Annotated in this window: 25 protein-coding genes; 7 read left to right on the top strand and 18 right to left on the bottom strand. The window is 56.3% G+C overall.

The window, feature by feature from the left end:
- Positions 1-58 precede the first annotated feature (58 nt).
- The 5 genes from EL26_RS08360 to EL26_RS23605 all read right to left on the bottom strand — a co-directional run bounded on the left by EL26_RS08360 (position 59) and on the right by EL26_RS23605 (position 6,379).
- Positions 59-265 carry a hypothetical protein gene (locus EL26_RS08360; protein ID WP_038086688.1) on the bottom strand — a complete coding sequence of 69 codons (207 nt, stop codon included), beginning with the start codon at positions 263-265 and terminating at the stop codon, positions 59-61.
- Positions 262-702, bottom strand: a complete 441-nt coding sequence (locus EL26_RS08355) for an OsmC family protein (protein WP_038086685.1) — start codon at positions 700-702, stop codon at positions 262-264. The genes EL26_RS08360 and EL26_RS08355 overlap by 4 nt, the downstream gene beginning before the upstream one ends.
- Positions 699-1,217: a GNAT family N-acetyltransferase gene (locus EL26_RS08350; protein ID WP_038086683.1), complete on the bottom strand. Its 519-nt coding sequence runs from the start codon at positions 1,215-1,217 to the stop codon at positions 699-701. Before EL26_RS08350 ends, EL26_RS08355 begins: the two co-directional genes overlap by 4 nt.
- 34 nt (positions 1,218-1,251) lie before the next feature.
- Entirely contained in the window at positions 1,252-1,614 is a 363-nt protein-coding gene (locus EL26_RS08345) for a hypothetical protein (RefSeq protein ID WP_038086681.1), read from the bottom strand.
- A gap of 124 nt (positions 1,615-1,738) precedes the next feature.
- Positions 1,739-6,379: a diguanylate cyclase gene (locus EL26_RS23605; protein WP_161780685.1), complete on the bottom strand. Its 4,641-nt coding sequence runs from the start codon at positions 6,377-6,379 to the stop codon at positions 1,739-1,741.
- A gap of 245 nt (positions 6,380-6,624) precedes the next feature.
- On the opposite strand from EL26_RS23605, the gene EL26_RS08335 reads away from it, so the two are divergent.
- Positions 6,625-6,975, top strand: coding sequence for a c-type cytochrome (locus EL26_RS08335; protein ID WP_052036144.1), 351 nt, complete (start codon positions 6,625-6,627; stop codon positions 6,973-6,975).
- Between the two features lie 401 nt (positions 6,976-7,376).
- Here the strand turns inward: EL26_RS08335 and EL26_RS08330 are convergent, their stop codons facing one another.
- Positions 7,377-8,150 (bottom strand): CheR family methyltransferase, encoded by a 774-nt coding sequence (locus tag EL26_RS08330; protein ID WP_038086835.1) that lies wholly within the window; start codon positions 8,148-8,150, stop codon positions 7,377-7,379.
- A gap of 104 nt (positions 8,151-8,254) precedes the next feature.
- Between EL26_RS08330 and EL26_RS08325 the strand changes: the two genes are divergently transcribed.
- A complete protein-coding gene (locus EL26_RS08325) occupies positions 8,255-9,172 on the top strand; it encodes a patatin-like phospholipase family protein (RefSeq protein WP_038086680.1) in 918 nt (305 codons plus the stop codon).
- 68 nt (positions 9,173-9,240) lie between these two features.
- On the opposite strand, the gene ndk is transcribed toward EL26_RS08325, so the two are convergent.
- From ndk to mtrB, 11 genes are all read right to left on the bottom strand, one after another.
- A complete protein-coding gene (gene ndk / locus EL26_RS08320) occupies positions 9,241-9,687 on the bottom strand; it encodes a nucleoside-diphosphate kinase (protein WP_038086678.1) in 447 nt (148 codons plus the stop codon).
- A gap of 132 nt (positions 9,688-9,819) precedes the next feature.
- Positions 9,820-10,785, bottom strand: coding sequence for a polyprenyl synthetase family protein (locus EL26_RS08315; RefSeq protein WP_038086676.1), 966 nt, complete (start codon positions 10,783-10,785; stop codon positions 9,820-9,822).
- 12 nt (positions 10,786-10,797) lie between these two features.
- Entirely contained in the window at positions 10,798-11,892 is a 1,095-nt protein-coding gene (gene mqnC / locus EL26_RS08310) for a cyclic dehypoxanthinyl futalosine synthase (RefSeq protein ID WP_081857067.1), read from the bottom strand.
- Complete coding sequence (locus EL26_RS08305; RefSeq protein WP_038086670.1) at positions 11,889-12,731, bottom strand: menaquinone biosynthetic enzyme MqnA/MqnD family protein; 843 nt, start codon at positions 12,729-12,731, stop codon at positions 11,889-11,891. Before EL26_RS08305 ends, mqnC begins: the two co-directional genes overlap by 4 nt.
- A 1-nt stretch (position 12,732) precedes the next feature.
- A complete protein-coding gene (gene mqnE, locus EL26_RS08300; protein ID WP_052036143.1) occupies positions 12,733-13,896 on the bottom strand; it encodes an aminofutalosine synthase MqnE in 1,164 nt (387 codons plus the stop codon).
- Positions 13,897-13,919: 23 nt separating this feature from the next.
- A complete protein-coding gene (locus EL26_RS08295; RefSeq protein ID WP_038086667.1) occupies positions 13,920-14,537 on the bottom strand; it encodes a UbiX family flavin prenyltransferase in 618 nt (205 codons plus the stop codon).
- Between the two features lie 9 nt (positions 14,538-14,546).
- A complete protein-coding gene (locus EL26_RS08290; RefSeq protein ID WP_038086665.1) occupies positions 14,547-15,272 on the bottom strand; it encodes a demethylmenaquinone methyltransferase in 726 nt (241 codons plus the stop codon).
- 15 nt (positions 15,273-15,287) lie between these two features.
- Positions 15,288-16,181, bottom strand: a complete 894-nt coding sequence (locus EL26_RS08285) for a heptaprenyl diphosphate synthase component 1 (RefSeq protein WP_161780684.1) — start codon at positions 16,179-16,181, stop codon at positions 15,288-15,290.
- 240 nt (positions 16,182-16,421) lie between these two features.
- Positions 16,422-18,254, bottom strand: coding sequence for a molecular chaperone HtpG (gene htpG / locus EL26_RS08280; protein WP_038086662.1), 1,833 nt, complete (start codon positions 18,252-18,254; stop codon positions 16,422-16,424).
- Positions 18,255-18,365: 111 nt separating this feature from the next.
- The gene (locus EL26_RS08275) at positions 18,366-18,842 is read right to left on the bottom strand and encodes a hypothetical protein (RefSeq protein WP_038086659.1); all 477 of its coding nucleotides are present in this window, start codon (positions 18,840-18,842) and stop codon (positions 18,366-18,368) included.
- A gap of 139 nt (positions 18,843-18,981) precedes the next feature.
- The gene (gene mtrB / locus EL26_RS08270; RefSeq protein WP_152559209.1) at positions 18,982-19,212 is read right to left on the bottom strand and encodes a trp RNA-binding attenuation protein MtrB; all 231 of its coding nucleotides are present in this window, start codon (positions 19,210-19,212) and stop codon (positions 18,982-18,984) included.
- A 203-nt stretch (positions 19,213-19,415) separates the two neighbouring features.
- Here mtrB and EL26_RS08265 point away from each other — a divergent pair, with 203 nt between their 5' ends.
- Positions 19,416-19,994, top strand: coding sequence for a flagellar brake protein (locus EL26_RS08265; protein ID WP_038086627.1), 579 nt, complete (start codon positions 19,416-19,418; stop codon positions 19,992-19,994).
- 73 nt (positions 19,995-20,067) lie between these two features.
- Here EL26_RS08265 and EL26_RS08260 read toward each other — a convergent pair whose 3' ends face one another.
- A complete protein-coding gene (locus tag EL26_RS08260; protein WP_052036142.1) occupies positions 20,068-20,763 on the bottom strand; it encodes an SDR family oxidoreductase in 696 nt (231 codons plus the stop codon).
- A 111-nt stretch (positions 20,764-20,874) separates the two neighbouring features.
- Between EL26_RS08260 and EL26_RS08255 the strand changes: the two genes are divergently transcribed.
- From EL26_RS08255 to EL26_RS08245, 4 genes are all read left to right on the top strand, one after another.
- Positions 20,875-21,735, top strand: a complete 861-nt coding sequence (locus EL26_RS08255) for a GNAT family N-acetyltransferase (RefSeq protein ID WP_038086624.1) — start codon at positions 20,875-20,877, stop codon at positions 21,733-21,735.
- A gap of 195 nt (positions 21,736-21,930) precedes the next feature.
- Positions 21,931-23,001: a tetraprenyl-beta-curcumene synthase family protein gene (locus EL26_RS08250; protein ID WP_038086621.1), complete on the top strand. Its 1,071-nt coding sequence runs from the start codon at positions 21,931-21,933 to the stop codon at positions 22,999-23,001.
- A 72-nt stretch (positions 23,002-23,073) separates the two neighbouring features.
- Entirely contained in the window at positions 23,074-23,214 is a 141-nt protein-coding gene (locus EL26_RS25395; protein WP_161780683.1) for a hypothetical protein, read from the top strand.
- 79 nt (positions 23,215-23,293) lie between these two features.
- Positions 23,294-23,521: a DUF378 domain-containing protein gene (locus tag EL26_RS08245; protein ID WP_038086620.1), complete on the top strand. Its 228-nt coding sequence runs from the start codon at positions 23,294-23,296 to the stop codon at positions 23,519-23,521.
- The last annotated feature ends 78 nt before the right edge of the window (positions 23,522-23,599 follow it).

Raw genomic sequence — 23,599 nt, 5'->3', positions numbered from 1 at the left:
ATCATTCGCTCCTCTGAAAAAAACACCCGGGCCCTCCGGCGCGGGTGTCCTGTGTTGCTTACCAAACGGTGTTTTTCTTCTCCGCGTTCCGACCGCCGCCCTTGCTCCGTTGCACAATCGTGTTCGGCGCATCGTGGTGCTGCCACTCAAAGTGGTCGCGCGTCTGCTCGCGGCGGGCGTCGTCCAAGAGACGGCCGCAGCGGGTGCAGCGCTGTTCGGTTACGAGATTCTCTTCATAGCAATCCGTGCATTTGATCGTCTTCATTGCGTTTGACTTCCTCCAACTGCATAAAGTTCGCCGTTCACTTCAAACGTAACGCGCAAGTTCGCATTGAGCGACGCCGACGCCGAGCAATACTTGTCTTTGGAGAGCACGATGGCGCGCTCGACTTTCTCCGGCGTCAAATCCGGACCTTTCAGCACATAGTGCAAGGTGATGTCGGTGAAGCGTTGCGGCATCTCCTCGGCGCGGTCGCCGTGCACTTCCATCGAGAACTCGTCCACCGTCAGGCGCATCTTCTCCAAGATCATCGCGATGTCGATGCCGGTGCAACCGCCAAGCCCCATCAACAGGAGCTCCATCGGGCGCGCGCCGGAATCTTCGCCGCCGATGTCCGCTTTGGCGTCCATCGTCACCGGATGTCCCGACCCGCCGACCGCATGGAATTTGCGCTTGCCTTGCCAATCGATTTGTACTTTCATCCCAACATCCTCCTCTCCCACTCGCTGCGTTCCACTTGCATCTGCACGGTGGGCACGCCGTTTTGCGTGAACGCATGCACGCTTTGGTAGCCGGCTTTGACGTAGCAGCGCACCGCGCGCTCGTTGTCCTTGCGCACATGGAGCTTCACGCGCTGCACCTGCGGATTGGAAAACGCCACGTCCAACAGATGCTTCGTGATCTCCGTGCCCATGCCCTTGCCAAACAGCGAGCGGCGGGCGATCAAGACGGAGTATTCCACTTCGTCCATGCTCTGTACGGTGCCTTTCAACCCGCAGCGGCCGATCAGCTCTCCGTTATGCTCAATCACGAAATACTGCGCGTATTCCCGGTTGACTTTCTTCTTCCAGTAGGTCAGCAATTCGTCAAGCGTGTACGGAATAAACGCCCGCGAATTGGCAATGTAGTGCAACTCTTCGTCGTTGTACCACTCCAAAAGCGACGGCACGTCGGCCATCGTCAGCGGACGCACGGACCAGGTTCTCGTTGTCTGCATGCGCTCACGCTCCCTTCCCCGTATATCCATTCAATTATACAGGACGCTGGGATTTTTGGGAACGTTGCTTTTGGATCTCCTCGATGAGAAACAGGTCGAGGTGGACACGGGATTTTTTTCGAAAGTTGTGGTTGATCGACCAGACGATGATCAAGATGCAGACGACCACCGCCACCACCCACGACACGGAATCGTGCGGAAAGTACTTGCCCAACTGCGCGCCGAAAATCAAAAACACGATCGGGGTCGTCGACGCAAGCAGCGCCACGTTGCCGAGCATATGCTGTTCGCGCACCAACTGCGCCCGAATGTAGAGCAGCTCTTCGTCCGTTTTCTCGCTGTAATAGCGGTGCAGTTTTTTCAAAAAACCGAGCCGTTTGCCATAGTGCTCATCCATCACCCGGGGTCTTGTTTCCCGGCTCTTCACGGTGCGTCCACTCCTTTCCCGTCAGAAGTCCCTGTGCCTAGTGTGCGGCAAGGAAAAAAAGACCATACCCGAAGTTTGGGCATGGTCTTGGTCCTCAGTGCGATTGCGAGGGGTTCTGCGGTTGATTCTGTTGCATCTGCACCATCTCCCAGTGGCAGACCACGCGGTTTTTGCCGCTGCGCTTGGCAAACGTCTCCGCTTGGTCGGCTTTCTCGATCAAGTCGAGCACGTCTTCCGGGCGGTCGAGGTCGTGCGAAGCCACGCCGATCGACGCGGTGATCTGGTAGCGGTTGCCCTCAATCGGCAGGGCGCGCAGGTTGTTCAGAATCCGTTCGGCAACGATGCGCGCCGCCGAGCCGTTGGTGTTCGGCAAGATGACGACCAACTCCTCGCCGCCAAAGCGACCGACGATGTCGACGTTGCGCACGGAGCGCTGCAACACTTGCGCCACGGCGCGCAACACGCGGTCGCCCTCGTTGTGCCCGTAGCGGTTGTTGACTTTCGAGAAATCGTCGAGGTCGATCATCAGGAACGACAGGTCGATGCCGTAGCGCATGATCTTCGTAAATTCCTCGTTCAGACGCTTCATAAAGTAGTTGCGCTGGTAGAGGCCCGTCAAGTTGTCGGTGATCATCACTTCGTAGAGGATGGCGTTTTCGACGTTGGACGAAACCAACTGAGCCAGCATCGTGATGAAACGCTTGTCCCGCACGGTGAACGGCGTTTGCAACGACATCTTCTCCAAGCACATCACGGCGATGACTTGTTGGTCGTGCGAGAAGACCGGAATGCCGTAGAGGTACGACATCGTGCCTTCCATCTCCACCGGACGCTCGACTTCCAGCACGCTTTGGAACACTTTCTCCACTTCGCTGCCTTCGGTGAACGGGATTTCCTGCAATTGCTCGTTCAGGTGCACCTGTTCAACCCGCCCGTCGCTGATCTTGATGCTCAAGTGAATTTGGTCGAGCAAGAGGTTCTCAAACACGACCGCCGCCAAGTTTTCACAAACGGTTTTGACCATGATCGACGAAGAAACCCGGCGAATCGCATCGAGCAGGATTTCGTTGTCGGTCAGCGTGTCGATCATCTCTTGGCGCTCCTTGACGATGGCGCGCGCCCAGTCCTTCAAACGCCCGCCGCCCTCGGCGATCTTGACGCCGGCCGCCGGGTCGTGGCCTTGCACGTCGCGCAGCATCCGGTCGGTGATCGCATCGGCCGCCCGCACCATCTCCAAGTTGGTTTGGCGCATGTAGCGGTCGATCTCGGTCAAACGCCCTTGCTGGTTGAGCTTGCGGTACCACATCAAAGCGCGCTTGTAATTCAAATTCGCTTGCACGAATTGGTGCGTCAACTGGAACAGACGCCCCAAGTAGAAGTGCGCCCGCGCCAGGAACCCGACATAGCCGGTGTTGTGGATCAGCTGCTGCACGCGCTGTCCCATCTCCAACCCTTCATGCCAGCGCCCCGCTTGCAGCATCGCTTCGAGCAGCAACATGTAGCGCTTGATCCGCACTTCGTTGGGCACGTCCGGCTCTTCGACGAGCGGCAGGAATTCCTCGATGACCGCGTTGTACTCGCGGTAGACGATCCGGTAGCGCGCCCGCAGGAATTGCAGTTCCGACTCGAATTTGCGCGTTTGGCAAATCTGCTGGATGATCGGCCACATCCGGTCGATGCGGCGGCGGTCGCCGCGCTCGCAGTAGATTTGGAACCAGAACAGCCACGCCGTGTCGCGCATCTTCTGCTGGCCGTTGATCTTGGCGGTGAGGGTCATCTTCTTGATGACTTGCTCGGCTTTGTCGTAGTCTTCAATGAACAGGAAATGCTCGATCTCGTTTTGCAACAGGTACGTGTCATCGCCCTTGTTGACGAGCGTGCCGGTCTCGCGGGCTTTTTCGATGTAGCGGTGCGAGTGGTACATGTCGCCGAGCATCCGGTAGATTTCAATCAAGTTGATGTAGGCGATCGCTTCTTTGGACTTGTCACCCAAATTGGCGGCGAGGTCGGCCGATTGCAAGTAGTAGTCCTTCGCTTTCAGCGGATCGTACTCTTGGAAGCCGATCGCCATGCAGTTGTAGATGCCGACGAGCAACTGACGGAAGCTGTGATGCTCCGCGAGCGTCGCCGCTTCGTGCAGATAGCGGGCGCGGTGCTCCCACGTGATGCCCGGCACGTACGTCAACAGCACTTGCAGGTTGTACAGCCATGTCACGTAGTCCTTGATGTTCATCTCTTCGCGCAGGATGGAACTGTTTTTCTGCTGGTAGTCTTCCAGATCGCGAATGTAGGAGTAGTTGCTTTCCGTCTCAATATAATACATGCCGAGAATGACCATCAGCGACTGCTGGACTTTATGCGGTTGCTTGCCTTCACGCACCAGTTGTTCCATGTATTGCACGTACGGCTCCACGCGGTGATAAGCGCCGATGTTGATACGGTTCATCGTCATGTTGACGAGCGAGCGGACGTTGCCGGTGCGCTTGTACAACTCCTCCTGCACGTCGCTTGCTTCCGACAGCGAGCCGGAGAGCTTCAACAACCTCGCCAGATAATGGTACAGCGAGTTCGGGCAGGTGCGGTCCGTCAGATGATCGTACAGTCCGATCGCTTTGCGGATTTGCGCTTGCGCATCGAGCAGCAGATTCCGGAAGAAACACCGTCGCGCGCCCAGCACATAGCAGGCGATCGCCGGTTGCCACTCCCCGCCGCACTCCAATTGATACGCAATCTCCATATATTCGAGCGATCCGACCTCCAGCAAGCGGTGCCCCAAGGCGTGGTGCATCTCTTGGCGGATTTCGGACGGAATCGACTGGTAGACATGCTGGCGAACGTTTGCCGACGGGAAGCGGTAGTAGTTGTGCGTTTGAAGCAACAACCCCTGCTCCGCCAACCGATGCAAGATCTGCGTCAACTCTTGCACCGATAAGATGCCGACAACTTTGGCGGCCGCTTCGACGACGAAAGCGCCCTTGAACAGCGACAACACCTGGCAAACCCGCTTCGCCTGCTCGTGCAGCGCCTCCAAGCGGTACATGATCAGCGACTCCATCGATTCCGGAATGTTCAGTTGCTCGACGGACGGCGCCTCCATGTGCCACACGTAGCGCTGGAGGTAGAGCTGCTTCGTGTTCACCAAGTACTCCACCAACTGCAACGCTTGTCCCAAGATGTCGTCCGAATGGTGGATCAACCACTCGATAAACTCATCGCTCAGGAAACTCGCTTCCCCGAAACGCGACAGCACACACTCGCGTATCTGGTGTGCCGGCAAATTGTGCAAGTGCATGCGCTCTTGGAACAATTCGGACAACAGCGGCGACTCTTCTTCCGCGACACCGATGATGCCAATCATCAGCGTTTCGTTGTTGAGCAGCTTCTTGAAAAACTGAATCGTCTCGGCGTCGAGTTGGTTGACGTTGTACAACTCCAACACAAACGGCTCTGCCGTCACTTCGATGACTTGGGTGAAAAACTCCAGCAACAGCGCGTCCGGCTCCAAGCGGTCGCCCTCGGCCGTGCCGACTCGCACGGACGTGGACGCAACCTCGGTGTCGCCCACGAGCATGTCGCGGTATTCAAACGCGATCCGCGAGATGATCTTCGCAAGCGGGCGCACATATTGTTGACCGACGCGCTCCAGTTTCGGAACGCCGAAGCAGATCATCAAGAGGCGCACCGCCAAGTCTTCAATCGTTGCGCCGGCAACGCCGCTGCAATCGACGGAGACGCCGGACATCTTGAACATGTAGCGGCCGGACACTTCGTAGATCAGACGCTTGCGTCCGACCCCGCGCTTGCCGGTGATCAACAGCGAATTGCGTCCGCCCTGAATTTGGCGCTCATAGAACAGCGACAGTTGCGCCACTTCTTCGATGCGGCCCGTGAATTCCGGCGAGAACAGATGCTCCGCGCCGTACGCCGGATGGTCAAACTCCGCCACCGCTTCATGACGGCCCAGCGTCCGGCTCAGTTCCTCGATGATCTGCCCGACCCACTGGAAGCGTTTCGTCGGACGCTGGTTGATCATCTTCAGCACCATGCGGTCCAGTTGCGGCGGGATGTGTTGGTTGAAGCGCGACGGCGGATAGAGCGTCCCCTCCTCATGAGAGAACGGGAACGTGTCGGTCAGCAAGTAATAGAACAACACGCCCAAGTTGTAAATGTCGGTGCGCGCGTCAAACGGGCTCATCGTCATCAATTCCGGGGCAAAAAACTGCAAGGACTCCGACGGCCCGGACGCGTTATACAGCGAAAGGGGCTGATCGGTCAACATCGTCATCAACTTGACACTGCCGTCCGGCAGCACCCAGATATGCTCCGGAGCGAGCGCTCCGTGCCACATCGTGCGGCTGTGCAACTGCGCAACCGCATCGCAGATCTTCTTGAACACTTCGATCATCCCGGTGAGAGATTCCCCGTCCAGATCATGCAACAGCGGTCGAGACCCGGCAGGCGCTTCGTAGACCACCGAACTGCCTTCGGGCGTACTGAACACGTCTAGAATTCGAAGCATCGGCAAGTCCGGGTCCTGTTGGAACAGATCAGCCCGCAATTGAATCTGCTCATGACCGATAAACGAGACCAAGTGTGCAGGAAGTCTCAAAATCTGCACGGCGTGTCCCGTCTCCTCGTCATAGCCGCGGTACAAATCCCCAAAATAACTGCTGCCGGAGAGCTTGTCGACGACGGTGTAACGAGACTCTGCAACTGTGGCCTTCCGCTCTGTCATGAAAATCACATCCATTCTCCGATACAGTCTATCTATCTTAATCTTAACACAAAGATTAATAAAAGTCATATAGTAGGGTGATAATCTTACACTTCTTGTTCCGAATAAACTGAGTTTTCCAAATGACACCAGCCCAATTTTACCAACTGTACGATTTTGGACACAAGTTATCAAAAAATCAAGTGTACGGTTTTTTCTGTCGACATGGTAAAATAGGCTAGTACAGATAGGAAGGAGTGTGAGCAATGAGTTTTCGCGGTATTATCATTATCCTCAGCCTGTTCGTTCTGGGCGTTGCATTCAGCGGTTTCGCAGCGTATTCGGAAACCGTCGTTCATCCGAAGGAAGAAGTGACCATCGATGCGAAGAAATTGGTCTCCCAAAACTGCGCAGCGTGCCACGGCAAGGACCTCAAGGGCGACGTTGGCCCGAACCTGCATGAGCGCGGTCAACTTCTGACCGAAGAAACCATCGCACAGATCATCCACGACGGCGTCAACGGCAAAATGCCCCCGATGGGCGGCGGCGGCCTCAAAAACGACAAACAAGTCGAAGCGGTTGCGAAGTACATCGCATCCCTCGGCGACCAGAAGTAAGTTCTCCTCACATGAACCCAGGAGAAAGGATTCCTGCAAACCTCGTTTGCACGAATCCTTTTTTTATTTCAGAATCTTGCGCATCTGATCTTCACGTCCCATATGGAAAAGAGGCGATCCGCAAAGGACCGCCTCTTCTCGTGGGGTATGTTGGTTTAACGTAGTCAGGTTCGTAGCTGCGGCTTCTAATATTTTGTGGAAAAGCCTCCCGACCCCGATTTTATGTATGGGGTTCTGTCTCTGCGGGCGGTGAGTATTAATACTGCCAAGTCAAGTTTGACCGGTTACTTAATCCCCCGCTCCCTTTCTAATTCTAGACGGTACGACCGCGTTTGTAAATAGGTAATTCGCATGGGAATACACAAAAAAGCCGCCTCTCGACAAAAGGCGGCTCCTTTCTGCTACAGGCGCTGGTAAAAAAACGTATCGTACGTCGAAAAGTGGAACGACTGCGGGTTGAAAATCTGTTCCGTCGAGCCGACAAACAACACGCCGCCCGGTTTCAAGGCGTTTGAAAACTTCATATACAGCAGATCTTTTGCCTGTTCGGTGAAGTAGATGATCACATTCCGACATATAATCAGATCAAAATCGTTCTCAAACGGTTCTTCAAGCAAATTGTGCTTTTTGAACGTCACGCATTTCTTAACCTCGTCCGAGACGGCGTACTGTTGGTTGTCAAGAGGCTTGAAATACTTGTTCACATAGGCCGGCGGCACGAATTGCAGCGACCGTTGGTGGTACACACCCTTCTTGGCGCGGGCAATCGCGCCCTCGTCGATGTCGCTCGCCAGAACTTTGATCTCATGAAACGGCAAGAACTGGTTCAAGATCATCACCAAGGTGTACGGCTCTTCCCCGGTGGAGCAGGCCGCGCTCCACACTTTGATCTTCTTCTGTTTCTTGAGCACTTCCGGCACCAAGCGCTTCTCCACGACTTCCCAACGGTTCGGGTTGCGGAAAAACTCCGACACGTTGATCGTCATGCGGTCCAGAAATTCGTGGAACAACGCTTGATTCTTCTGCAGCGCTTCAAAGTACGACTTGAAATCGGCAAAGCCCTGCTTGTCACGGAGCGCTGTCAAGCGGCGCTGCATTTGCGGCCGTTTGTATTTCTTGAGGTCGATGTTCGTGTATTTGTAAATATTCTCCATAAAGAGGTCGAAATCGTCCAACACAGCCATTCTCTTTCCCCCTTACCTATCCAACAGGCATCCTCATCATCGTTATGTTTTTTCGCGCCGTTTGTCGAATTTCCTGCTTAGGAGATGATTTCGACATGAAATTAGGTTTGGCTTTGAGCGGCGGCACCTTGCGAGGAGCCGCCCACGTCGGTGTTTTGGAAGTTTTGCATGAAGCGGGCATCAAACCGGACATGATCTCCGGGGCGAGCGCCGGCAGCGTCGTGGCGTCTCTCTACGCCCACGGGCTCTCTCCGCACACGTTGCGCATGATCGCAACGTCCTTTCCAGGCCGTCAACTCGTCGATTGGTCGACCAACGTCTGGGGGACGCTGCGCTTCCTCGGCGTCTTGCCGCTGTATTTTTTCGGTCTGTATAAGGACGTCACGCGCCTGATGCCCAACGGCTTCATCCGCGGCATCAACTTCGAGCGCTACCTCAGCAAACTCTTCACCCTCTCTCCGTCGCACAAACCGATTCCCCTGTTCATCACCGCCGTCGACTTGATCAGCACCGAAGCGGTCGTGTTCACAGAAGGCTGGTCCCCTCGCGCCGAGTACGAGATGCCGTCGACGGTGTTCCAAGAAATCGGTACCGATCTGCAGTTGAAAGCCGCCTGCGTGCGGGCGTCCTGCTCGATGCCGGGCATCTTCACGCCGCGCAGGATCAACGACCGCACGCTCATCGACGGTGCCATCCGCACGAACATCCCCGCCGACCTGCTGTTTCAAGCCGGCTGCGACCGCGTCATCGTCGTCGACTTGCTGCGCGCCGGGATGGAGCAAAGTACTGTGCGGACGTTTTTTGACGTGTTTATGCGCAGTTGGGATATCCTCGTGACCGAATTGACGGCGTTGCAGCTGCAAGACGACAAACTGTTCTCGATCTCGCCCGACGTTCAAGATGTCGGCTGGACATCGTTTGACAAGATCGAATACTGCATCCAAGCAGGGCGCGAAGCCGCCCTTGAAGCGCTGCCCAAACTCAGAGAATACCTCAACACCCCGACCTCTTGAAAAAAACACCGCATCAAAAAAAGCCTGTACCCGCGCGTGCGGATACAGGCTCTTCGTCATTCAGCGGATTAGATCCACTTGTTGATCGCTTTGTCGTAGGAGAGGGTTTCGCCGCCGAACCAGAGGCCGATTTCGCGCTCTGCGTTTTCCGGGGAGTCGGAACCGTGGATGATGTTCATGCCGACGGAGATCGCGTAGTCGTTGCGGATGGTGCCCGGTGCAGCGCTTGCCGGGTTGGTCGCGCCCATCATCGCACGAGCGGTGGAGATGACGTTCTCGCCTTCCCAAACCATGCCGAAGACCGGCGAAGAGGTGATGAAGCCGGTCAGTTCGCCGAAGAACGGCTTGTCGGAAAGTTCCGCGTAGTGAGCTTTCGCGAGCTCTTCGGAAACTTGGATCAGTTTCGCGTTGATGAGCTTGAAGCCCTTCTTCTCGAAACGGGAAACGATTTCACCGATCAGACCGCGTTGTACGCCGTCCGGTTTGACCATGAGGAAAGTTCTTTCAACTGCCATTGGGTTAAACACTCCTTCGTTATGTATCACTTTGTGCTTGTCGTTGTGACAATCCTTGTCCATTTTACCAAGGGAGCCTCTGAGAAGCAAGTCAACGTCTGTAAAAAACGCGTGTAAAAAACGCGACCACCCTTAGTGGTCGCGTTCGTTGATGAAATGCGCAATCGCCGTCAACTGGCGGGTCGCTTCCATCTGCGGGAGCTTCGTCAACGCATGCAGGCACTTCTCCATGTAGCGGTCGGCCATCCGGTGCGCATACTCCAGGCCGCCGGACGACCGCACGATGCGGATCGCTTCCTGCGCTTCTGTTTCCGTCATGTCGCGGTGGATGTTCGCCCGCAGCACGTCGCGCTCCGGCGAGTGCTGGAGCGCGTACAGCACAGGCAGCGTCAAGTTGCCTTGGCGCAAGTCGTTGCCGACCGGTTTGCCGAGCTTCTTCGGCGTGGCGGTCAGGTCGAGGATGTCGTCGATGATCTGGAACGCCATCCCGGCATAATAGCCGAAGCGCTCCAGAGCATGCACCGTCTCCCGTTTGCACTCGGCGACCATCGCGCCGAGCGTCGTCGACACCGACAGCAGCAACGCCGTTTTGCGCTTGATACGGCGCAAGTACGTGCGCAAGTTCTGATCGACATTGTAAAAGTCGCGAATCTGTTCGATCTCGCCTTCACACATCGAGACGATCGACTTCGACAGAAGTTGATGGACTTGTACATTCGGCACTTCAGACAACAAGACCAGAGAACGGGCAAAAATGAAATCGCCCGCGTACATTGCCATCCGGTTGCCCCACTCGGATTTCACGGTCGGGGCTCCCCGCCGCAACGCAGCGTCGTCGATGACATCGTCGTGCACGAGAGATGCCATATGCATCAACTCGAGTGCAGTTGCGACCTTCGCCAGTCGATCGACATCATAATTCCCAAACTTGCCCGCGAGCAAGACAAAAATGGGTCGAATACGCTTGCCCCCTGCTTTGAGCAGATGGGTGGAAGCTTTTTTGAGGTTGCGTTGCGGCGTGTGCACTTCGTCGTGCAACCGCCGCTCCACCACGTCAATATCCGATTTGAGCGAAAAATAGATGTCCATCAACTTCATCAAAAATCCACCTTAGAAAACTTTCAGAATGTTGTATTGCGTATCGCGTTGCGCCGCCACGCGACCGGTGTCTTGGATGACATCGATCAACTCTTGCGTGTTCATGCGGTTGTGGGCGCCGGCTGCGGCGACGACGTTCTCTTCGAGCATCGTCGAGCCCATGTCGTTGCACCCGAACTCCAGCGCCATCTGGCCGATCTTCTGCCCCATCGTGACCCAGGAAGCTTGGAAGTTTTTGACGTTGTCGATCATGATCCGCGAGATCGCGGTGTTCTTGAGGTACTCCACCGCCGTGGCGCGGGTGCCTTTGAGCGCGGTGTTGTCCGGCTGGTACGTCCAGGAGATAAACGCCGTAAACTTGCCGGTTTTGTCTTGCTGCTCGCGCACGCGCAGGAAGTGCAAGAGGCGCTCTTCGTGCGTTTCGCCAAAGCCGATGACCATCGTCGCCGTGGTGTTCATGCCGAGGCGCTGTGCCACGTCGTGCACGTCCATCCATTTCGTCCAGGATTCCTTGAGCTTCGAGATGCGCAGACGGGTGCGGTCGTCGAGGATTTCAGCACCCCCGCCCGGCAGCGAATCAAGACCCGCCGCTTGCAGTTCGCGCAACACTTGCTCCAGCGACAGCCCGTTCGAGACTTCGACCATCTTCCAGATCTCCGCCGCCGAGAACGAGTGCATCGTGATGTTCGGGAATTTCGCTTTGATCTTGCGCAAGAGGTCGGTGTAGTACGAGAACGGCAGGCCCGGATGGGTGCCGCCTTGCATCAGCACTTCCGTGCCGCCCAAATCGACCAGTTCTTGGATCTTGTCAAAAATCACTTCATCCGTCAGCAGGTACGCGTCCGGAGATTTCTCCCCGCGGTAGAACGCGCAGAAACGGCAATACGTATCGCAGACGTTGGTGTAGTTGATGTTGCGGTTGATGACGAACGTCGCCATGTTCTCCGGATTGTGCTTTTTGCGAATCTCGTTCGCCGCCCATCCGAGCTTGATCAGATCTTGGCTGTCGTACAACACCAGACCGTCTTCCAAGGTCAGACGTTCGCCCTGCAACGCTTTATCCAACACTTCATCCAACTTCGTGGTTTTCGTGTTTACCATACTCATGATTCGTCACCCCACAATTCAAGCTTGACCGGTTTGGCCAAGAGTCCATGACGGTATGCGGCGTCAAAGTAGGCATTGGCGCCAACCGCCAACTCCTCATCCAAATCGTGTATCAGTTTGCCAAAGTAATCGCGCCAGAACGCTCGCGTCTGGCCCATCCTCTCCATCGCGGCGCCGATCACCGACTCCATGTCGGCATAGCCCTTGCGCTTGCCTTCCAAGAACAACGCTTGAATCGCCCGAGCTTTTTCCGGGTTCTCTTCCACCATCCGCTTTGGAACGGCACACACGGCAAACGTCATCGAATGCCCCGTGCGCGTGTACCATTCCTCGCCCAGATCGTACGTCAGCAGTCCGTGATCGCGCACCGACCCTTCCAGCGCGTGATCGGCGATCAACAGAGCCGCTTCCGACCGCTGCAGCATCGTCTGCAAATCCGGCTCCTCCGTCACGTACGAAACGTCGGTGACGCCGATTTCGCCCAGCAAGATGCGCAACAAACTCACACTCGAAGCCGAGTGCGACGTCAGCGACACGCGGCAGCCGCTCAACTCTTCGATCGGCCGCTTGCTAAACAGAAAGATCGAGCCCACCGGCCCGCGCGAAGACACGGACAAGCCGCGCAACGCGACAAAGTCATCCGCCAACTGGGCATACGCAAACGAAGAGACGAGACCGGCGTCAATCTCCCCGCGCGCCAACCACCGATTCAATTCGGCGGGCGCTCCGGGAAAAAACCGATGTGTCGCGCTGTTGCGGTCGATAAAATGACAGATCGGAAGCGCGTTGGTGAACTTGATTTGCCCGATGCGCAAGGTGTCCGCGAGGAGCTTGCTCATCTTAGAGCACCGTCAGTTCTTCCACGTCGTTGCTTGCGTTGATCTCAACAGCGGTCTCCGGGAATTCCGTGTTCACCACGTTGTACAGCGTATCGCGTTCGACCGGTTGGCGACCCGCTTCGCGGATCAAGCGCACCAGATCGAGTTTGGTCATGCCTTGCGAGTTTTTCGAGCCCGCTGCATGGTAGATCTTCTCTTCCACCACGTTGCCGTCGAGGTCGTCGGCGCCGAACCACAGCGCGGTTTGCGCAACCGCTTCCCCGACTTGCATCCAATAAGTTTTGATGTGGTCGATGTTGTCAAAGAACAGGCGGGCAACCGCGATCACGCGCAGGTCGTCATAGCCGGTCGACCAGCCGAGATGCGGGTACTTCTTGATCAACTCGGTGTTGTCCGGGTGCCAAGAAAGCGGGATGAACGTCTGGAAGCCGCCGGTGCGGTCTTGCAGATCGCGCAGACGCATCATGTGGTCGATGCGGTGCTCCGTGGTTTCCACGTGGTTGTACAGCATCGTGCAGTTGGTGCGCAACCCGCGCTTGTGCACGTATTCGTGCACTTCCAACCAGCGCTCCGCCGTGGTTTTGTGGTCGCAGATGATCGAGCGCGGTTCTTCTGCGAAAATCTCCGCGCCGCCGCCCGGCATCGATTCCAGACCCGCGTCGATCAATCGGTCGAGCACTTCGGCGACGCTCAGTTTGTTGACGCGCGTGAAGTGGTCGATCTCAACGCCGGTGAACGCTTTGATGTGCAGGTCCGGGCGCTTGCGCTTCACCGCGCGCAAGATGTCTTCGTAATACTCCAGTTTCAGAGACGGGTTGTTCCCGCCGACGATATGCACTTCCGTCGCGTCCGGCGTGATCATGTCGATGCGGTGCTCGATCTCTTCCATCGTCATCGTATACGCTTTCGGGTCTTTCATGCGGACGCCGAACGCGCAGAAATCGCACAACGTCTGACAGATGTTCGTCGGATTGATGTGACGGTTGGTGTTGAAGAAGGTTTTCGCGCCGTGTTTTTTCTCACGAACATAGTTCGCCATGTAGCCAAGCGAAGCCAGATCGTTCGAGTTCATAAGGCGCACCCCGTCCTCAAACGTCAGTCGTTCTTCGCGTTGTACTTTGGCCCAAATGTCGGCCAATGGGTGGTTCGCACCGATGATTTCCATAAAAACCTCTCTCCTCCCCCGTCTTACTCCTGCTCCCGGTCTCCCCAGCGGCGGAACAGGGAATGCTCGACGCCGAGCGCGTCCAGCGCTTTCCCCACCACGAAATCGATCAAGTCTTCCATCGTCTCCGGACGGTGGTAAAACCCCGGCATGGCCGGCACGATCCGTGCGCCGGCTTCGGCGCAGGCGAGCATATTTTTCAGATGGATTTTGTTAAAAGGCGTCTCGCGCGGCACGAGAATCAACGGCCGCCCTTCCTTGAGATGCGTGTCGGCCGCCCGTTCCAACAAGTTGTCAGACGCTCCGCTTGCGATGGCGGACAACGTGCCCATCGAGCAGGGGATGACGATCATCCCTTGCGTCAAGTGCGAGCCGCTGGCGATCGGCGCGCCGTAATCGCGCGGGGCGTGCACATGCAAATCCGCCGATTCCGGCACGCCGAACCACTTGGGAATCGAATCGCGTTCCCCGTGCGGCACCGGCCAGCCCATCTCCAGATTGAACACTTGGTAGACGGCGTCCGTCAGCACGAGGTGAACGCGGTAGGCGTCGTTTTGGCAAAGTTCCTGTACGAGGCGAATCGCGTAGACCGCCCCCGACGCCCCGGTCATTCCGACGACAATTTCTTTTTTGCGATTCATAGGGTACTCCTATGCTTGCGGCTTGCGACCGATGTGCAGCGCGCAAATCCCGCCGAAAAAGTTTGTGACTTGCACGTCCTCAAGGCCGACGTCTTCGAAGATATTTTTCAAAGCTTGCTGATCCGGGAAGTGGGTCAGTGATTCAGGCAACCACGAATACGAGATGCCATCTCGGGATGCCAGGTTGCCAATGATTGGCAAAATCTTGTAAAAATAGAAAAAGTACAAAGCCCGGAACGGTTTCCAGACCGGCTTATTCAATTCCAGCGCCACGACGAGGCCGCCCGGCTTGACCACCCGCTTCATCTCCGCGAGCACGGTGCGGACGTCCGGCACGTTGCGCAGCGCAAAGCCGTTGGTCGCGAAGTGGAACGTGTTGTCTTCGTACGGCAACTCCATCGCGTTGCCGTGAATCATCGACGTCTGCTTCTGCACGCCCGCCGCTTCGATTTTGGGGTAGGAGTAGCGAAGCATCTCCTGCGAGAAGTCGAGACCGACCACTTTGCCGGTCGGCCCGACGGCTTGAGCCAGCGAAATCGCCCAATCGCCGGTGCCGCTGCACACGTCGATCGCCGATTGACCCGGCTGCACGTTCATCTTGCGCATCGTAATCTTGCGCCAACGCTTGTGGAACCCGGCTGAGAGGAGCGAGTTCATCAAGTCATAGCGTTTGGCGATATGTTCAAACACGTAATGGACTTTTTCTTCCTTGCTCTGAAAGTTCGCTTTATCCATAAAGTTGTGCTCTCCTTACGCTTCTTCGCCGAGCCGCGCGATCGGTCGAACTTCTGTCAGTTGGTCAAACACCGTGCGCAACTCTTCCAAGAGCCCCGGAACATCGGCCAGCAACACCGCGTGTTCGACCGTCCCGATTTCATCCTCGGCGTGCTGGAAGAGAGTTGAAGATGTGCCATATTTCACATGGAGGGACAAGAGACGATTGAGATCGGAAACTTTCCCGGCAACCAATTGCTTCCACCATTTGCGCTCTTCGCTGTTCGCCTGTTGCCACAGCGTGAGATTCGCTAGCGTGCGCGTGACCGGCAAAGCAGGTTTCTCTTGCCAGGCTTTGGCGTAGAGGGCGGCCCGCACCAGATGCGTGACGATGTCGTCCCAATGCGGCTGGTCGGCCGCATACGTCCGGCGCAGCGCGTGCAGCAGCGCGCCGTGAATGCTCTCTTGCAACTCCAACCAACGGCCCGGCGTCATCGTGAAATCGGACGTATCCCGTTCGAGTTCCGCTTTGGCCTCATTGATCGCCTGAATGGCGCGCGCAAACGAGCCCATCAGTTCGATCTGACCCGCTTCCGCCAGAAGACGGTAGTATTTACTTGAATAGTAGACGCCCGCCAATACGCCGAGCTGACGATAGCGCTCGTCCTCGCGGGCGGTGTATTCCTCAATGTCATCGTGCACAGCCAACCCGTGATAGATCAGCATCAACGTCGCGACGATTCGCTCGCGCTCCGCGGCTGTCAGCGACGCCGCGCTTGCAATCGCCGACGCGAGGATCAACTGAAGCGATTCCAGCACCGGGGCTTGTATCCAGCGCGTGAGATACGCGTGATCCATCTCGTTGTAGATCTTCGTGCGGATTTCCCGTTCTGTACCCGGTTGCAGATCAGTTCTATGTTGTACTTGCACCATTTCCAACTCCTACTAGGGACGGACTCCCTTACATAGAAAAAACAACATTTCTGTAGCAAAACTGTTGCATCGAGAATTAGTATAACATTACACTCTCCGTCCTGCACCACCCAAAATGATGATTGGAGCGCAACACGTTGAAACAGTTCTTCTCGTAGGCTTTGTCAGCAGAGCCCTTTTTAGTAAAAAACACACGCAAAAAACCGCCAATCGCAAAGATTGGCGGCCATCTTTCCGTCAAACCATGATCTTGCAGATGTCGTTGGTGAAGTTGACCGGATCTTCGATCGGCAACCCTTCAATCAACAGCGCTTGGTTGTACAGCAGGGCGGTATAGAGGTTCAATTTGTCCTTGTCTGTTTCAAACGCGGCTTTCAGCGAGTGGAACACCTCGTGCTGCGGGTTGATTTCCAAGACCTTGTCCGCTTTGACGCTCGGGTTGTTCGGCATCGCGTTCAAGATCTTCTCCATCTCGATGGTGACGTCGCCCTCGGTGGACAGGCAGACCGGGTGTTTTTTGAGGCGTTTCGACGCTTTTACGCTCGTCACTTTGCCTTCGAGCTGCGACTTCATGTAGTCGAACAGGTCTTGGTTCTCCTGCTGCTCTTCTTCCGTTTGCGCGTCGTCCGCGTCGATGCCGAGGTCGCCGCTGGAGACGTTTTTGAATTCCTTGTCTTGGTACTTCATCAGCATCTTGATGGCGAACTCGTCGATGTCGTCGGTGAAGTAGAGCAGTTCATAGCCTTTGTCCGTAACGAGTTCCGTCTGCGGCAGTTTCTCGATGCGCTCGATGGAATCGCCGGTTGCGTAGTAGATGTACTTTTGCTCTTCCGGCATTCTCGACACGTATTCGTCAAGCGTGACGAGCTTTTGCTCCTTGGAGGAGTGGAACATCAGCAGGTCTTGCAGTTGGTCTTTGTGCGCCCCGAAGTCGCTGTACACGCCGAACTTCAATTGGCGGCCGAACGACTTGTAGAACGTCTCGTACTTCTCCCGCTCGTCTTTGAGCAGGCTTTGCAGACCGCTTTTGATCTTGCCGGCGATGTTTTTGGCGATCAGTTTCAATTGGCGGTCATGCTGGAGCATCTCGCGGGAGATGTTCAGCGACAGGCTTTCCGAGTCGACCATCCCTTTGACAAACGAGAAATGGTCCGGCAGCAGGTCGGAGCACTTCTCCATGATCAAGACGCCGTTCGAATAGAGCTCCAAGCCCTTCTCAAATTCCTTGGAATAATAATCAAACGGAATCGTCTCCGGAATAAACAGGATCGAGCGGTAGGTGACCGCCCCTTCCACGCTCAGGTGAATGTGTTTAAGCGGTTTGTCGAAGCCGTAGTGCTTCTCCGCGTAGAATTTCTCGTAATCTTCTTGAGTCAATTCGCTTTTGTTCTTGCGCCAGATCGGCACCATCGAGTTGAGGGTTTGCTCTTCCCCGTCGGTCCCGTCCATCTTGATCGGGTAGCGGATGAAGTCGGAGTATTTTTTGATCAGGGCTTTCAGGCGGTACGTTTCGAGGTATTCGTCGTACGTTTCGTCTTCGGTGTTGTCCTTGATCTTCAAAGTGATTTCCGTGCCGGTCTCCGCAACGTCCCACGGTTCGATGGTGTAGCCTTCCGTGCCGGTCGATTCCCACTTATAGCCTTGCTCATGTCCGACAGCGCGGGTGATGACGGTGACGACGTCCGCCACCATGAACGCCGAATAGAAGCCGACGCCGAATTGACCGATCAGATCGTGACCGTCCTTGGCTTCGTGCTCCTTCTTAAACGCAAGCGAGCCGCTCTTGGCGATCACGCCGAGGTTGTTTTCCAGTTCCTCTTGCGTCATGCCGATGCCGGTGTCGCGAATCGTCAGCGTGCGGGCTTCCCGATCGGGCGTTACTTTAATGAAATAGGAGTCTTGATCGAACGTCAGCGACGAATCGGTCAACGCTTTGTAATAGATTTTATCGATGGCGTCGCTCGCGTTGGAGATCAACTCGCGAAGAAAAATTTCCTTTTGCGTATAGATGGAGTTGATCATCATTTCCAGCAGTCGTTTGGATTCCGCTTGAAACTGCTTTTTTTCCATGTTCATTCTCCTCGTGTCTCTAAAATAGTCTTGTTAGCACTCTCATACATCGAGTGCCAACATCCTTTTTATAGCATTCCACTATTTACATGTCAATAAAAAAAGCACGGGTCACCCCCGCGCCATTTTTTGTTTCACAAAAGCGTCGAATTCCGGCGTCCCGGGCTTCGGGGCCCGCGCCATCTCATCTGCGTCGCTGTGGACCGTAAACTCCACCACGTCCGGTTTGTCGCTCGACACCACTTTCACGTCGACCGCTTGGTACAGCGGAGTGTCTGCCAAAAAGCGCGAGGCGATCTTGCAAGCGTCTTGCCACGGATGGACGCTTGCGAGGCTTGCCGGCGGCACCGACATCCAGACGGTGAGTTTGTTCTGCTCCCAGATCACTTTCTGCATGCGCCCGGTCAACCCGAGCGCGTCAAGTTCGTTGACCACGCCGTCCATTTTCATCACGGGCTTGGCAGTCTCCGAGCTCTCCGCGTTCCCAACGCTTCCGAAGCGCTGAAGCACGCCCGTGTCCGGCAACCACGACAGCGAGAGGGCCAGCACGATGGAGAGGCAGAGCGCGATCAGCATGCCTTTGGACATTTCGGCTCCCTCCTTTTTCACCATCCTATGCGCCTGTCCCATTCCTTACGCCACTTTCGGGAATGGAAAAAAGGAACAGGTCCGCAAGCGGCTGTTCCTCTGGTGCATCCATTTGAAGTTCACGCAGTGCCTTCCGTCCTCAGTCGCCGGATTCAATGACGCCGTGACGGGTCATCACCGTGGCTTTGCCGCGCACTTTCACGGCCGACGTGTGCTCCGTAAATTGCGCGATCAGCACTTCGCCGCGGTCCAATTTCTCGGCATGGTGAAACCGAGTGTCTTGCCCGCGCGTCAAACCGATCACTTGGACGCCGTTGTCGTGGGCTTTGATGACGATGTATTCGTTGAGTTGCATGTTGTCCTTATCCATCCGTATCCCCGCCTTCTTCCAGTACGTACCTAGTATACCAAACGGGTGGCAGACGGGCAAATCCCCTCCGCAACCGCAAAAACTTCAGAAATCCGAAGCAAGGTCATTTCCAAGTTTAATCAATTGCGCTATTATAATAAATAATGGCTACCTTATTCGTTGCCGATGATTTATCCGGCGAATAAGCGGAGAGGAGAAATACAATGAGCAGCATTTTCGAAGGAGCAAACATTCTCGTCAGTTCGACCAATTATTCCAATATGGGGCAAGTGTTTCTGGAGCAAGGCGAACTGTTCGATGTCGTGTTCCCGGCCGATTCCAACTTCACGATCGGCGACCCTGTGACGGCAACCATCTACCATAGAAACGGCATCCTCACGTTCCAATCCACAGTGATCGGGACGATCGACGAACGGATTCTCATGATCAAACCGAGCCGCGACACGTCTTTGTTGAACCGTCGTCAGCACCAGCGCTACGATGTCAATCTGCCTGCCAAAGTCAAAGTCGACAAAAACGAACTCAGCGCCACCGTCATGGACATCTCGGCGGGCGGTCTGCGCTTCCAATCGGATAAGTACATCGAAGAAGGCATGGAGCTCGATTTCACGCTGGGCTCGCAAAGCCACTTCACCGGCAAAGGCATCGTGCGCCGCGTGCAGCTCAAGGAAGGCGTGTTCGAATTCGGTCTCGAATTCGTGCTGACCCCCGACCTGCAGCGCAACCTCGAACAGTATCTGATCCGCTACGAGCAAGTCAAGGACGCCATGAACGAAGCATAAGATCTCCAAAAAGCCCCGGAGCCATGCGGCACTGGGGCTTTTTTTTGAAAATGGGCCGGACTTCAGCCTGACGTTAGCGGAGCACGACCTGCGTCATCTTGGCGTCGTCGCCCTGTGTCAGCAAGTAGGTCACCGCTTCCGCAACCGTCTCCGGGCGCAGGGCTTGCCCTTTCTGAGACGACGGGATGCCGCCGAAATCGGTTTGCGTGGTGCCGGGCGAGACGGAGGCGACGCGGATTCCGTGCGGGCTGCCTTCGAGGCGCAGCGCTTCCGTCAGCCCGAGCACGCCCCACTTGCTGGCGCAGTACGCCGACGCAAACGGTTCTGCAACGTGTCCAAGAAGAGCCGCGATGTTGACGATCTGGCCTCCCCCGCCCCGCTTCATATGTACAAACGCAGCGCGGCACATGTGAAACACCGCTTTGAGATTGGTGTCTAAGATTTCGTCCAGCATCGCTTCGTCGTACTCTTCAATCGGAGCGAAGAAGCCGACGCCGGCGTTGTTGATCACGATCTCGATGGAGCCGAAGCGGTCGCAGGCGACTTCAAACAGCCGCTCCACTTCGAGTTGATCGCGGATGTCGCACGCGACGGCGAGCAAACGCTTGCCGACGCGCATCTCCTCTTGGAGCCGCTCCAGACCGTATTCGTTGCGCGCCACGGCGACGACGTTGATGCCCATCTCCAAACACGCGCGCACGATGGCGCGGCCGATCCCCCGGCTCGCCCCGGTCACGATGGCGGTCTGCCCCGCCAATTGACGTGCCATGCTGGTTCCTCGCTTTCCAAACGGGTCTGAAGCACCCGAATTCTCTCATGTAGTCATTATAACAGGTGTAAATTCCGGTGTCTTGACCAAGAAAGGGGTTTTTCCCAAGATATGAAAGTCACGATGACACTCCCTTCTGTGTTTCAGCCTCACGAAATCGAAGAGATCGCACAATTGGAACAACGGTGCAACGACGCCGAGCAAATCGAAGTGCGGGCCGGCGTCAAATCGCTTGCCAACCGCCCGACAGACGGGATTTGGGATGTGGTCTGCCGCGCGGGAGAAGCGCTGGTCGGCTACCTTTGTTTTTACACGTTTGACGGGAAGACGGCGGAAGTCATCGCGATGGTGCATCCGGACTTCCGCCGCCAAGGGGTGTTCCGTGCCATGCTGGAGAGGGCGCGGGAAGCGATGCAGCAACGCGGCATCCAAGACGTTCTCTTCGTCGTCCCCGGACGTTCGCTGTCGGGAACGGCTGTGATGGAACGCATGGGCTGCGTGTTTCACGAAGCGGAGTTCGGGATGAGCTTCGCCCGCGAACCGCAGGCGTTTGCGCGAAACGAGCACTTGCAGTTGCGTCCGGTATCCACTCCCGATGATCTCGACGCGCTCGTCATCTGCCTGTCGCAAGGATTCGGCGATTCCAAAGAAAACACGCGCCTCTTGCTGCAAAACACCAACACGCCGGACCGCATGTCGTATCTCGCGCGGCTTGACGGCGAGCCCGTCGGCGGGATTCGCGTGCAACGGGAGCGTGACGGCCACGCGGCGGTGTTCGGATTCGCCTTGCTCCCCCGCTTCCAAGGCCAAGGCCTCGGCCGGCAGATTCTCACCGACACGGTGCAGATGCTGCGAAGCGAAGGCCGCCGCGAGATCGAGCTCGACGTCGTGACCGAGAACGAGCGCGGCTTGCATCTCTACCAGACCTGCGGCTTCGACATCGCCGCCGAGTACCGCTACTACCGCGCCTGACACCACGACGAACTGCAAGCCGTGCTCGCCGAATGCGCGCTGAATAACCCTTGTGCCTGTCCAAAACAGCCCCCGTTGCGCCGCTCGCGGACGAGGGCTGTTTGTTTTTTGTTCACGTCTTGGAGGCTGTACCATTCTCGGAAATTCGTGTAGGATCGAAATAGAATTGCATGAGTGAGGAGGCAACACGTTCGCATGATCAGACCCCCGGAAACCCCTTTCACCCTCTTGCGCCGCAGTTTTCGCGACGTGCTTCCCGCATCGGCCCGCGAATTGAAACATTGGCACGACCGCGCAGCGTCGATTCCCGACCCGGAATTGCAGCGCCAAGCCCTGATGAGTTTGACGACCAAACGCTTCCACGCCGACGGCGGCACCGTCTACGCCACGGCGGCCGATCCGAAGCATCTACATACACTCGTGAAGCTGATCGTCGCGTTTCAGACGATCTCCGACTATCTCGACAACCTCTGCGACCGCAGCACGTCGCTTGATCCCGCCGACTTCCGCCAGCTCCATCAAGCGATGCTCGACGCGGTCACGCAAAACGGCGACCTCCACGACTACTACGCCCACCGCTTAGAAAAAAACGACGGCGGCTACCTCCAGTCCCTGGTAACCGCTTGCCGGGAGTGCATCGCTTCTCTGCCGCAATACCCGCTCGTCCAAGACGGCGTGTTGCAGTTGGTCGGCCTCTACTGCGACCTGCAAGTGCACAAGCACGTCCGCGTGGAAGAGCGGGAACCCCGCTTGCAGAATTGGTTTGCCGGGCACAGTGCGGTTTTTTCCGAATTGACGTGGTATGAATTTTCGGCAGCGACCGGTTCGACACTCGGAATGTTCATGCTCTTTCTCGCCGCCAGCGACGAGACGTTGACGGCGGTGGACGTGCAGCGCATCTTGCACGCTTACTTCCCGTGGATCGGCGGGCTGCACATCTTGCTCGATTACTTTATCGACCAAGAAGAAGACTTGGAGGGCGGCGACTTGAATTTCGTCGCGTATTACGAGTCGCAGGAGCAGGCGTACGCCCGCATCCGCGCGTTTGCGTCGCGCTCTCTGCAAGCGATCGACGACATGCCGAGCCCGCGCTTCCACCGCTTGGTCTTGCAGGGCTTGGTCGGCATGTACTTCTCCGACGCCAAAGTGCTCGGAGACTCGCCGCACCGCGAATTTGTGCTGGAGCTGACGGAGAGCATGGGGCGCATCGCTTCGCTGTTCCACTGGGTCAGCCGCTACTACCGCAAGCGCTACGACTCGTTTTAAAAGGGTTTGCGGCTGCAAATACTACCTCCGTCTGTTGCATATCTGTTGCCATTCCAGAGGAGGCGTTTCGGCATGTCGATCAAACACGGCCCCGAACCAACGAACCAAGGAGAGACCCAGGAAGTTTTGACGTACGAGTACGCCAAAGGCTACCTGCCGACGGAGAACCCCAAGCAAGAAGAGATCGATCTGAACCGGGACGGGCCGCGTTAAGGAACCATTTTCCTGTCATAAACGGACGTGCTTTTTCAGATTCTACTAGTACGTCGGTAGGCAGAAAGGAGGGCTCTCCATGAACCGGATTACGTCTTGGGATAAAATTGCCTTGACTCTTGTGATCGTCGGGGCTCTGAACTGGCTGTTGGTCGGCCTGTTCCAATGGGACCTGGTCGCTGCCCTGTTCGGCGGTGCAGACTCCTGGCTCAGCCGCATCATCTACACGATCGTCGGGATCGCCGGTCTGTACTGCTTCAGACTGTATGCATTGGGCGGGCGTGACGACCGCGAAGAAATACGCTGAAGGTAGGTACAAAGTCCTGAAAAGCCCTCGCAACCCTTGTGGTTGTGAGGGTTTTTTCGTTTTTTGAAATAAGTTTTT

The organism is Tumebacillus flagellatus (genome assembly GCF_000714935.1).
GTDB classification, from domain to species: Bacteria; Bacillota; Bacilli; order Tumebacillales; family Tumebacillaceae; genus Tumebacillus; species Tumebacillus flagellatus.
Note: the sequence above shows the minus strand (reverse complement) of the source record. Positions and strands in the feature narration are given on the sequence as shown.

What these genes read in the sequence shown, in the direction of transcription:
- EL26_RS08265 (WP_038086627.1), top strand. Translation starts at nt 19,416, where the DNA reads ATGAGCAGCATTTTCGAAGGAGCAAACATTCTCGTCAGTTCGACCAAT.
- EL26_RS08335 (WP_052036144.1), top strand. Translation starts at nt 6,625, where the DNA reads ATGAGTTTTCGCGGTATTATCATTATCCTCAGCCTGTTCGTTCTGGGC.
- EL26_RS08315 (WP_038086676.1), bottom strand. Translation starts at nt 10,785, where the DNA reads ATGAAGTTGATGGACATCTATTTTTCGCTCAAATCGGATATTGACGTG.
- EL26_RS08355 (WP_038086685.1), bottom strand. Translation starts at nt 702, where the DNA reads ATGAAAGTACAAATCGATTGGCAAGGCAAGCGCAAATTCCATGCGGTC.
- mqnC (WP_081857067.1), bottom strand. Translation starts at nt 11,892, where the DNA reads ATGAGTATGGTAAACACGAAAACCACGAAGTTGGATGAAGTGTTGGAT.
- EL26_RS08360 (WP_038086688.1), bottom strand. Translation starts at nt 265, where the DNA reads ATGAAGACGATCAAATGCACGGATTGCTATGAAGAGAATCTCGTAACC.
- EL26_RS08290 (WP_038086665.1), bottom strand. Translation starts at nt 15,272, where the DNA reads ATGGATAAAGCGAACTTTCAGAGCAAGGAAGAAAAAGTCCATTACGTG.
- EL26_RS23605 (WP_161780685.1), bottom strand. Translation starts at nt 6,379, where the DNA reads ATGACAGAGCGGAAGGCCACAGTTGCAGAGTCTCGTTACACCGTCGTC.
- htpG (WP_038086662.1), bottom strand. Translation starts at nt 18,254, where the DNA reads ATGGAAAAAAAGCAGTTTCAAGCGGAATCCAAACGACTGCTGGAAATG.
- EL26_RS08250 (WP_038086621.1), top strand. Translation starts at nt 21,931, where the DNA reads ATGATCAGACCCCCGGAAACCCCTTTCACCCTCTTGCGCCGCAGTTTT.
- EL26_RS08350 (WP_038086683.1), bottom strand. Translation starts at nt 1,217, where the DNA reads ATGCAGACAACGAGAACCTGGTCCGTGCGTCCGCTGACGATGGCCGAC.
- EL26_RS25395 (WP_161780683.1), top strand. Translation starts at nt 23,074, where the DNA reads ATGTCGATCAAACACGGCCCCGAACCAACGAACCAAGGAGAGACCCAG.
- EL26_RS08245 (WP_038086620.1), top strand. Translation starts at nt 23,294, where the DNA reads ATGAACCGGATTACGTCTTGGGATAAAATTGCCTTGACTCTTGTGATC.
- EL26_RS08325 (WP_038086680.1), top strand. Translation starts at nt 8,255, where the DNA reads ATGAAATTAGGTTTGGCTTTGAGCGGCGGCACCTTGCGAGGAGCCGCC.
- EL26_RS08260 (WP_052036142.1), bottom strand. Translation starts at nt 20,763, where the DNA reads ATGGCACGTCAATTGGCGGGGCAGACCGCCATCGTGACCGGGGCGAGC.
- EL26_RS08305 (WP_038086670.1), bottom strand. Translation starts at nt 12,731, where the DNA reads ATGAGCAAGCTCCTCGCGGACACCTTGCGCATCGGGCAAATCAAGTTC.
- ndk (WP_038086678.1), bottom strand. Translation starts at nt 9,687, where the DNA reads ATGGCAGTTGAAAGAACTTTCCTCATGGTCAAACCGGACGGCGTACAA.
- EL26_RS08275 (WP_038086659.1), bottom strand. Translation starts at nt 18,842, where the DNA reads ATGTCCAAAGGCATGCTGATCGCGCTCTGCCTCTCCATCGTGCTGGCC.
- mtrB (WP_152559209.1), bottom strand. Translation starts at nt 19,212, where the DNA reads ATGGATAAGGACAACATGCAACTCAACGAATACATCGTCATCAAAGCC.
- EL26_RS08295 (WP_038086667.1), bottom strand. Translation starts at nt 14,537, where the DNA reads ATGAATCGCAAAAAAGAAATTGTCGTCGGAATGACCGGGGCGTCGGGG.
- EL26_RS08345 (WP_038086681.1), bottom strand. Translation starts at nt 1,614, where the DNA reads ATGGATGAGCACTATGGCAAACGGCTCGGTTTTTTGAAAAAACTGCAC.
- mqnE (WP_052036143.1), bottom strand. Translation starts at nt 13,896, where the DNA reads ATGGAAATCATCGGTGCGAACCACCCATTGGCCGACATTTGGGCCAAA.
- EL26_RS08255 (WP_038086624.1), top strand. Translation starts at nt 20,875, where the DNA reads ATGAAAGTCACGATGACACTCCCTTCTGTGTTTCAGCCTCACGAAATC.